The organism is Polaromonas sp. UBA4122 (assembly GCA_002381615.1).
GTDB lineage: Bacteria > Pseudomonadota > Gammaproteobacteria > Burkholderiales > Burkholderiaceae_C > Polaromonas.
This window is the reverse complement of record DFWY01000016.1, coordinates 1-8886: the sequence shown is the minus strand read 5'-3', so window position 1 is coordinate 8886 and position 8886 is coordinate 1. Positions and strand designations below refer to the sequence as shown.

The 8886-nt window shown below is 53.4% G+C and carries 7 protein-coding genes and 1 pseudogene; 4 read left to right on the top strand and 4 right to left on the bottom strand.

What is annotated here, in order from left to right; genetic code table 11:
* Positions 1 to 71: 71 nt before the first annotated feature.
* Both B3F77_RS02365 and B3F77_RS02360 read left to right on the top strand, forming a co-directional pair.
* Entirely contained in the window at positions 72 to 1706 is a 1635-nt protein-coding gene (locus B3F77_RS02365) for a sensor histidine kinase (protein WP_293603403.1), read from the top strand.
* Positions 1703 to 3127, top strand: a complete 1425-nt coding sequence (locus B3F77_RS02360) for a sigma-54-dependent transcriptional regulator (RefSeq protein WP_293603402.1) — start codon at positions 1703 to 1705, stop codon at positions 3125 to 3127. The genes B3F77_RS02365 and B3F77_RS02360 overlap by 4 nt, the downstream gene beginning before the upstream one ends.
* Positions 3128 to 3182: 55 nt before the next feature.
* Here the strand turns inward: B3F77_RS02360 and B3F77_RS02355 are convergent, their stop codons facing one another.
* The 4 genes from B3F77_RS02355 to B3F77_RS02340 form a co-directional block, all read right to left on the bottom strand.
* Entirely contained in the window at positions 3183 to 3818 is a 636-nt protein-coding gene (locus B3F77_RS02355) for a cytochrome b/b6 domain-containing protein (protein WP_293603401.1), read from the bottom strand.
* Positions 3819 to 3830: 12 nt separating this feature from the next.
* Positions 3831 to 5234, bottom strand: coding sequence for a cytochrome c3 family protein (locus tag B3F77_RS02350; protein ID WP_293603400.1), 1404 nt, complete (start codon positions 5232 to 5234; stop codon positions 3831 to 3833).
* A gap of 75 nt (positions 5235 to 5309) precedes the next feature.
* Entirely contained in the window at positions 5310 to 6041 is a 732-nt protein-coding gene (locus B3F77_RS02345) for a response regulator transcription factor (RefSeq protein ID WP_293603399.1), read from the bottom strand.
* Between the two features lie 79 nt (positions 6042 to 6120).
* Complete coding sequence (locus B3F77_RS02340; protein ID WP_293603398.1) at positions 6121 to 6540, bottom strand: response regulator; 420 nt, start codon at positions 6538 to 6540, stop codon at positions 6121 to 6123.
* An 890-nt stretch (positions 6541 to 7430) separates the two neighbouring features.
* Here B3F77_RS02340 and B3F77_RS02335 point away from each other — a divergent pair.
* Positions 7431 to 7784: a c-type cytochrome gene (locus B3F77_RS02335; protein ID WP_293603397.1), complete on the top strand. Its 354-nt coding sequence runs from the start codon at positions 7431 to 7433 to the stop codon at positions 7782 to 7784.
* Positions 7785 to 8698: 914 nt separating this feature from the next.
* Positions 8699 to 8886, top strand: a pseudogene (locus B3F77_RS02330) (hypothetical protein); the annotation flags it as partial.

Sequence of the window (8886 nt, the reverse complement as noted above, 5' to 3'; positions counted from 1 at the left end):
TCAAAGTCATTGACAAATTCCGGCCGAAGGCAATGTCATAATCATCTGGTACCTGCGGATCGACTTGGTAAATGTTCCAAAATAATCTAAAGCTCAAAGTCAGCCTGTATCTGATCATCGCTCTTTCACCGGCGATGCTTCTGTTCCCCTTTCTCATCGTTCAGGACCAGCGGGAACAACTTCAGAATGAGATTGCCGGACATGTCACGCAAATTTCCGAAGTGATTGTCAAGAGCACGCGTTATGCGATGCTTTTGAACAATCGTGATATCGCTGAGAAGATCATTCAGGACATTGGTAAACAGAAGGGCATTGAGCGAGTCAGGGTATTGAACAAGGACGGCACGATCATTCATTCAAACCGATCATTAGAAATCGGGCATTCGATTGAGCAACAGGCGGAGCCTTGTGTTAAATGCCACCAGACCAGCAAAACCCTGGAGCATGTCACCAACGACATGAGGTGGACAATATATAGGACCCCTGAGGGAAAGAGGTTTCTTGGCAGCATGGCGGCGATACGCAATGAGCCGTCATGTTCATCCGCATCATGTCATGAACATCCTGCAAGCCAGTCGGTGCTTGGTATCGTGGAGATTGCCTATTCCCTCGATGAGATAGATCAGTCATTGAAGACGCATACCGTATACATTGTTGGTATTTTGTCGGCGATCATTCTTCTTGTTGCTGTCAGCGTCAGTCTTCTGCTTCAGCGCCTGATATACCTTCCCCTGAAGGACTTGGAGTCTGGCGCTGAAAAAATAGCTTCTGGCAACCTTGACCAGGGTATTCCCGTACGCAGTGATGACGAATTCGGTCGCGTCGCGGGTTCTTTCAACCATATGACCGCAGCACTCAATGAATCAAGGATAGAGATGCAGGAACTGGTACAAACCCTCGAATTGAAAGTTGCAGATAGAACCCATGAACTTCTAGCCGCCAAGGCCGAGGTTGCCCAGGGGGAAAAACTGGCCTCGATCGGCGTGCTGGCGTCTGGCATTGCCCACGAATTGAACAATCCACTGACTGGCATCTTAACCTTCACCTCCCTGTTGCGAAAAAAAATGGAAGACGGCAGTCAGGATGCGGAGGATTTGGACCTGGTCGTCCGCGAGACCAAGCGGTGTGCCAGCATCATCAGGCGACTCCTCGACTTCGCGCGGGAGAAGGTTCCAACCAAGGGATTTTTCAACCTTAATCAAGTGATTGAGGACACAGTGCGTTTTGTCGAGCGGCCTGCGTCCCTGCAGCAGATTGAGATCACAACTAATCTTGATCCCGATTTACCTCAGGTATGGGGTGACGCTGACCTGCTTAAACAGGTCATTATGAATTTGCTTGTCAACGCCCAGCAGGCTATTGAGGGCAAGGGAAACATTATTGTGGAAAGCCGCCCTTACATTGCCGCAGGCCTACCCAAACCCGGTGTCAAACCGTTTCCGATGGTTGAGATAGAGGTCACGGACACCGGTTGTGGTATCCCGGAAGCCAATCTGCAGCGAATTTTCGACCCATTTTTTACGTCCAAGGAGGTGGGCGAAGGAACAGGGCTGGGCTTGTCTGTCAGTTACGGCATTGTCAAAGCCCATGGTGGGAAGATCAATGTCGAAAGCGTCGTTGGCGCAGGAACTACTTTTCGCGTCTATCTTCCGGTAACGTCCCCTTTTGGTGAAACCGAAAACAATGCAGGTGAGAGTAACCCATGAGTGCCAGAATACTGATCGTTGACGACGAGGAGATTGTCATTCGGAGTTGCCTGCGCATACTCAGCGATAGCTGTTATGCGGTTGATTCCGTACAGGACGGTTGGGAGGCCTTGAGAAAAATAGACGAAACTGATTACGATGTTATTGTTCTCGACATCATGATGCCCAAGATTGACGGCCTCGAGGTGTTGCAGCATGTGAAGGAGAGGCATCCGGACATTGATGTCATCATGATGACCGGGCTTTCGCAGATCCAGACGGCCGTCAAGGCCATGAAACTGGGCGCTTTTGACTACTTGTCCAAACCCTTCGATCCGGATGAACTGAAGCATATAGTGGATCGTGCGCTGGAACGACGGCACTTGCTGCAAGAGAACCGAAGCCTCAAGAACGAGGTCAGCTCCAAGTATCGTTTCGAGAACATCATCGGCTCCAGCCCGCGGATGCAGGCCGTTTACCGCCTGATCGCGAAGTGTGCGCCGACGGATAGCACCGTCCTCATCACCGGTGAAAGTGGGACCGGCAAAGAAATGATTGCTCGTGCCATTCACTACAACAGCCTGCGCAAGGACCAACCATTTGTCACTGTCGACTGCAACACGCTGAGTGAGCACCTGCTGGAAAGTGAGCTGTTCGGCCACATCAAGGGATCGTTTACGGGCGCCGTGGCCAATAAACGCGGCATGTTCGATATCGCCAACAATGGCACGCTTTTTCTGGATGAATTTGGCAATTTTCCCCTGTCAACCCAGGCCAAGTTGCTGCGTGTTATCCAGGAACGCGAATTCAGGGCAGTCGGGAATACCAACACGCAGAAAACCAATGTTAGGGTCATCACCGCGACCAACAAGGATCTCAAGGCGCTGGTTGCAGAAGGCGCATTCCGCGAAGATCTTTATTACCGCGTCAACGTTTTCCCTATCCACGCGCCAGCCCTGAGAGAGCGCCGTGATGATATCCCCGCGCTGGCTTTCCACTTCGTCAAGATTTTTTGCAATGAACTGAAAAAGCCGGTGGCCGAAATCTCCGAAGGCGCGATGAGCCTGCTTATGAACTATGACTGGCCGGGCAACGTGCGTGAACTCGAAAACACGGTACATCGGGCTGTGATTCTGTCGTCTGACAATGTGCTCCGCCAGGCGCATATGGCAAACATCGTCGATACCTCGCCGCGACTCGATCTTGAAGTACCAAGAACCAGCGAGGATCTCAAGCGAATCAAGAAAATTTCCAGGGAGAAATCGGTTGAAGAAGTCGAGAAGCTGTTCGTCCAGGAGACGCTCAAGAGAAACGCCTCAAACGTCACCCGGAGCGCTGAAGAAACCGGCATGCAACGCACTAATTTTCAGGCGCTGATGAAGAAATACAACATTCGGGTCCGCGATACCGAATTCGATTCGGGCGAATCCGAGTCCATTTGATCTGATGCGGCATGGCGAGGCGTGCAACGCCTCGCCATGAGTTGTTTTACGAAGTTCAGCGCTGTTCCGGCTCGTCTTCGATTTCCTCATATCCGGTGACCATGGCCTTGAAATGGGCCGACTGCGTGTGGCCGAGGCTCGCCAGGTAGATATGTACGATCATGAATCCGCTGAACAAGATGAAGAGCAGGACGTGAACCGTATCCACGACGCGCACCCCGCCGAACATCTCCACCATGGATGAAAAGCGCGTGACGTCCCAAAGTATCACGCCCGTGAAAAACTGTAGGGGCACGAGCAGCATCATGATGATCTGGTACAGCATGCTCTGCAAGGGATTGAATTTGTGATAAGCGCTCGGATGATGCGGATTGGGTTCGCCCCGGAAGATGCCGTAGCCATAGAACTGAATTTGCCGCCAGCTGTCTCGGAAATACTTGGTCGGGCTCAGCTCGGGGTGGTAGACCTTGATCTTGTCGGTAAACAGATAAAAACCAAGCCACACGAAGAAATTGGCGATCAGCACGAAACCAATCCAGTTGTGAGCGACCACCGCAGTCCTGAATGACATCAGTTGGATCAAGTCAAGATACCTGATCTGCACTCCGGAGGCAATCAACAACACAAAACCGATGGCATTGGCCCAGTGCCAGATCCTGACCGGAAGCGGATGAATATATAGCTTGTTCATGGCTAGCTCCTTTTATTTTGAGGCATCGTCATCAGCGCGACGATCACCCGGTAAAACCTGCTTGTCGGCTTGAGGAGGTGCGGCGTTCTTCTCGGCCTCAAGCTTCTCCCGCACGCTTTTGAATAGCCGTTTGATCGTCATGTGCCCGAGCGACCCACTGATCGAGCCCAGCAGAACCAGGACCAGCAAGCTGTCCAGCAGCTTGATCCGCGTACTGCCGATGGCATAAAACCCGCGCACTGACTCCATTGACGTCAGGGAAGTCAAAGTGTCTTTTTGGACGTCATGGCGCAAAGGCCTGCCATCCGGACCGGCTATTGTCAGTGTCACGCTTTGAAAGGGTGCTGCACCCGTTTGGTGACAGGTGTTGCAGTCCCGGATTGCCTTGGACTTTTCGCTCAGTTGATGCGCCTGCACTCCGGAACTCACTTCCAAGCGGCCACGCAGAATGGTTTTTCCTTCAACGCCGTCCCGATTGAATTCCTTCAGCAGGCTCCATAGCGCCCTCTCATTTAGGCCGGTATCTTTTGCATCGGCAGCATGGGTTAGTCGCTCAAACTGCGGCACGCCCGTCTTTTCTGAAACCTGATGCTTTCCCACGCCGTCATAGAGCCGGAGATTAACCCGGCGTTGCGCGGTCGGAACATGACAGGCCGGACACGAGATGGCCTCAAAATGCCGTTCTGTATTCGGCAACCAGACCTTATGCATATCGACTGCATTTTTGTGGCATGAAAGACAGGCCTCTTTTACGTCGTTACCCAACGAAGCCGCCTTCACGGCGTGGGCTTGATGGCAACCGGCGCACAGGGGAGCGGCTTTGCCATTTGCAATGCGCTCCTGGCCATGCACAGATCTGGAATAGGCCTTGAATATGTCCTCGTGACACTTCGCGCAGGGAGTTGCCGTAATTGGTCCGATAATTTTCGCGGAACGAACCGTATGCGGATTGTGGCAGTCGGAACACATCGGTGCCTTCTTGCTGCCTTCCTTGATCAGTGCCGCATGGACACTGTCCTCATATTCCGTGAATTTCTTCTTGTGGCAGGTACGGCAAGCCTCCTGCATGGTGAGGGAGAAATCCCGCTTGCTATTGATGGAGGTCTTGACCTTGCCGTGGGTTTTGGCGTCAATGTCCGAGTGACAGTCTTCGCAACTGGTCCCATTGTGCATCGACTCGACGTAGGCTTTGGTAGAGATTTGCAGGGAAAGCGTCTCTCCGTTTTCAAGCGTTTTCCCCAAGCCTTCCTTGTCGTGACAATTCAAGCAAGCCTTGTCCTCTTTGGATAGACCGCTATCTTCGGCATGGATCGCCATCCCTACGGTGGAAAGCACAAGCGCGACCAAGGCTGCCAGGATCAAGCTTTTTGGGCGAAACGACACCATCATGTTGCCGACTTTGAAAAAGTTTTTCATCGGAATTCCCCACTTGTTGAGTTTTTTTAGCGCGAAACCATCAGGGAAAATTAGCTCCCCTGATGGTGTCAGCAGTCATTCCACAGGAGGCTGTGGAATGAACGCCTTCACGCCAACCCAGACCAACATGGCCGTTCCGACAAAGGGAAGCAAGACGACATAGGCCAATCCCACAAAGGGGGCCGCCACGAACAGGGCCACGTTTTTCAGAAAGGTGAGCGCCTTTCTTACCGATGGCAATTCCACAAACGCCTGCCCACCAACCCAGGCCAGCATGGCAATTCCGACCAAGGGGAGCAATAACGCATAGGCCAACCCGATGAATGGCGCAGCCAAGCAGAGGGCGATGTTCTTCAGGTTGTTTTCTTTTTCCAGCAGTGCCGGATGCACCTGTTCGAGCGGGCTTGCTTCCTGCCGCGCAACGACTGCCGGCGCTGGTTCGTGCAGCGCATTCATCGCGCTGCCTTCAATCATTTCCGGCGACAAAGGTTTGCGCAAGAAGTCCGATACGCCAGCCGCCTTGGCTCTTTCTTCATTCGCCATGGTGCCGTAGCCGGTAACGATAACCACCGGGGTCCAGGGACGTTTGGCTTTCACCCGTTCGGCTAGCTCGACGCCGTCCATGCCTGGCATTTTGATATCCGTGAAAACAAGGTCGTACTCTTGCTCGCGCAGTTTCTCCAGCGCTTCTGCGGCGTTCTGGGCGGTGATTACCACGTAGCCCTTTTCTTGAGAAAGAACACGGTTGAAACTCTTGCCAACCACGGGGTCGTCATCCACGACCAGTACTTTACGTAACGCACTCATGATATTTCTCCTTCATCAAACTGGCTCAGTCAGCAAAATTGCCCCAAGCCCCTATCACGATTTCTTGCTCACTAGATCGCTACCGGGTGGCAACGCACTGAGTCTGTTGTTCGCAGCGCAAAGCCCACCTTTTATGCATCATGGCGCCGTTTGCCGCATTGATGACATCATCCGGACCCACCGGTTTGGCGAGATAGCCATAGGCGCCCAGCGTTACCGCTTCCTTGGCAGAATCAACCGCCGGATACCCGGTAATGATGATCACTTCACTCTCGGGCCATTTCTCCTTGATCGCCTTGAGAACAGTCATGCCATCCATTTCCGGCATGCGCAGATCGAGCAACACCACATCGAACGGTTGTTGCCCCATCATTTGCAACGCATCCTTGCCATCCCTGACCACTTCTACGCTGCAACGCTCTCCCGATAGGGTTCTGAAATAACTGAGTCGAACGACTTCTTCATCGTCGACGACCAGGATTTTGGCTTTCTCAATCATTTGGGCTACCTTCGTTCTTCTGTGCTTACCCTTGTATAGCAAGCCCCATGCCAGTTGCAGATTAATATATTTATTATGTTTGTTATCAACAACTTAGGTCTATGTAGGAGCGGTATGCAGTAGCCACGCACATCTCCATTTGTCGAGTCAAAGTACAAATTTTGCGTACACTTTCATCGTGCAGAAACAAGAATTTCTCACTGAATCAATGAGATACAGCGTTCAATTGGTGATATTTTTTTTGTACAGCGACAGGAAACTCAACCATCTCTGGTCAAATGTTTGACCATGGTGGTTTGGCAACCACCACTTTGCGTATTCGGGAGCCGGGCTTGGCAGGTCCGTGCGCGGAATGCACCGCTGGCTCAACCTGAGCGGATCATCCCAGCGCGGACCAGTAAATTTGTAACACCCGAACCAGCCACGCTTCACGGTCAACTCAGAGCAAACTGTCAAAGAGCTGAACTTCCTCAACCTGAGCTAGCAACTACTGTTGCAGCCTTGCCGCGTGGCGAGCCAACCCTCGTGGCCTGCGCTACGCGGACCGGGCCGCGCATGTGCCGTTGTAGGTCTCATCGCGCAGCGCCACGGACCTACCAGCCTTAAGTCTGGTCTTGTCGCTGCCGGTTTGACCCAGATCAGAGAAGCTTCATATTCTGCCGAAGTGCGCCCCGAATCAGCGCAAGATAACAATGCTTCTGTTTATCGGGATGGCTCTATCTCCAGACTTGTTTCTGGTCTGGTTATGTGCGGGCTGTGCAGCGGCTTTTGTTCATCATAGGACAGGGTTGGTGATGCGGCGTTATCCCGACCGGCAGACTCATGTCGGTATCAATATTAATATTCATCCGTGAACTGAAATGAACGGAATTGCAAAGGAGAACCTCGCAATGAATCTTTCGATCCCCCAAAAACTAATCCCCCTTTCGGTCATTGGTATTGCGGCGGCAGCATTTTCCGGCATGTCCTACGCCGCAGTCAATGCCGATGCCGCCGCGGCATTAGCCAAGAAAAGCGGTTGCCTGAAATGCCATGCGATAGACAAGGACAAGGCTGGGTCATCGTTCAAGAAAATTGCCGAGAAATGGAGGGGCAAGGCTGACGCGGAAGCGAAGCTGATCGATAACCTCACCAAGGCACCAAAGGTCAAGCAGAAAGACGGCACGGAAGAGGAACACAAGGTCATCGAGACGAAGGACATGAGCGAGATCAAGAATGTCATCGGCTGGATTCTGTCCCAGTGAGCGGGCAACGGCGTCTCGCCGCCTGAGTGAATTCCGTATCGCGCTGAAACTTCGCGTTTGTCGCCGCTCGACGGTGTGAAGGCAGGTCTCCCGCCAAGCTGTTGCCGGGAGAGCTCTGATATCCCCCGCATGTCGAATCCGATAGTGCTGATCGGTGGCAGCAGGTGCGGCTGATTGCTGGCTTCCCTCTTTCGCGGGACTGAACGATGCTGAAACAGGTAGGCGTACTTCACCCAACCAGCCTGAACGACCGCTTCGCTCGCCACTTCCCCGCGTCACAATACTTGTCGTCTCTATAGAACCAAGAACCGGGGGCGGCGAGGAAGGATAGAAGTGGCACGATACGGACAAACATTCAAGGACCGAGTAGTAGCGCGGTTGTTGCCGCCTGAAAGCGCGGCAGTGGAGTTGGTAGCCAGGGAGGTTGGCATAGGAACTGGCACGCTACAGCGCTAGCGAAGATGTTCAGTCCAGGCCCGCCCCAGGGTGGGCCTGGACTGCGGGCTCCCGGCTCGAGGCGGTGATAACACGGCGGCGATGCGTGAGGCGGACAAGAGCGCTTGGTGCCGCGCGCAGGCATCTATCCAGCCGAGTTGGACAAATGGTGCACGAGCGTCACCGCGGCGTTGGCCGATCCAAAGGACGCCCGGGCCAGCCCACAGGCCACCCGGCAAGACCGCAAACACTTCAAGGAGTTCGATCGCGAACTGCTGCGCAAGGAACCGTGCATTGGCCGAGACCGCAGCGCTACTGGTCCTATCAAAAAAAGTCACGGTGATCCTCAATAGGGGCGAGGACGAATGATCCTCCTCGAAGATCGCCGTAGTCTGGCCGATGACATCGAAACGGCCCACAACGCTGGCGCGCGACTGCGCCTGGCCTGTGACATTACAGGTATGTGTCAGCGGCGCAAGCGCCATGCTAGGGAAGATCACGCCATCTTGGCGGCTCGCCATGCGTTGTATGCACAAGCGCGTGAACTCAATCCGGTTAGGTGGTCAGGCAAAACACGCAACTGGTCTCCGGTGGGCGTGGTTACTCTCAATCCCGCACGCGACTCTATCATCAGGGCGCATTCGGCGAGCCTGTCAGGAATTTTGTG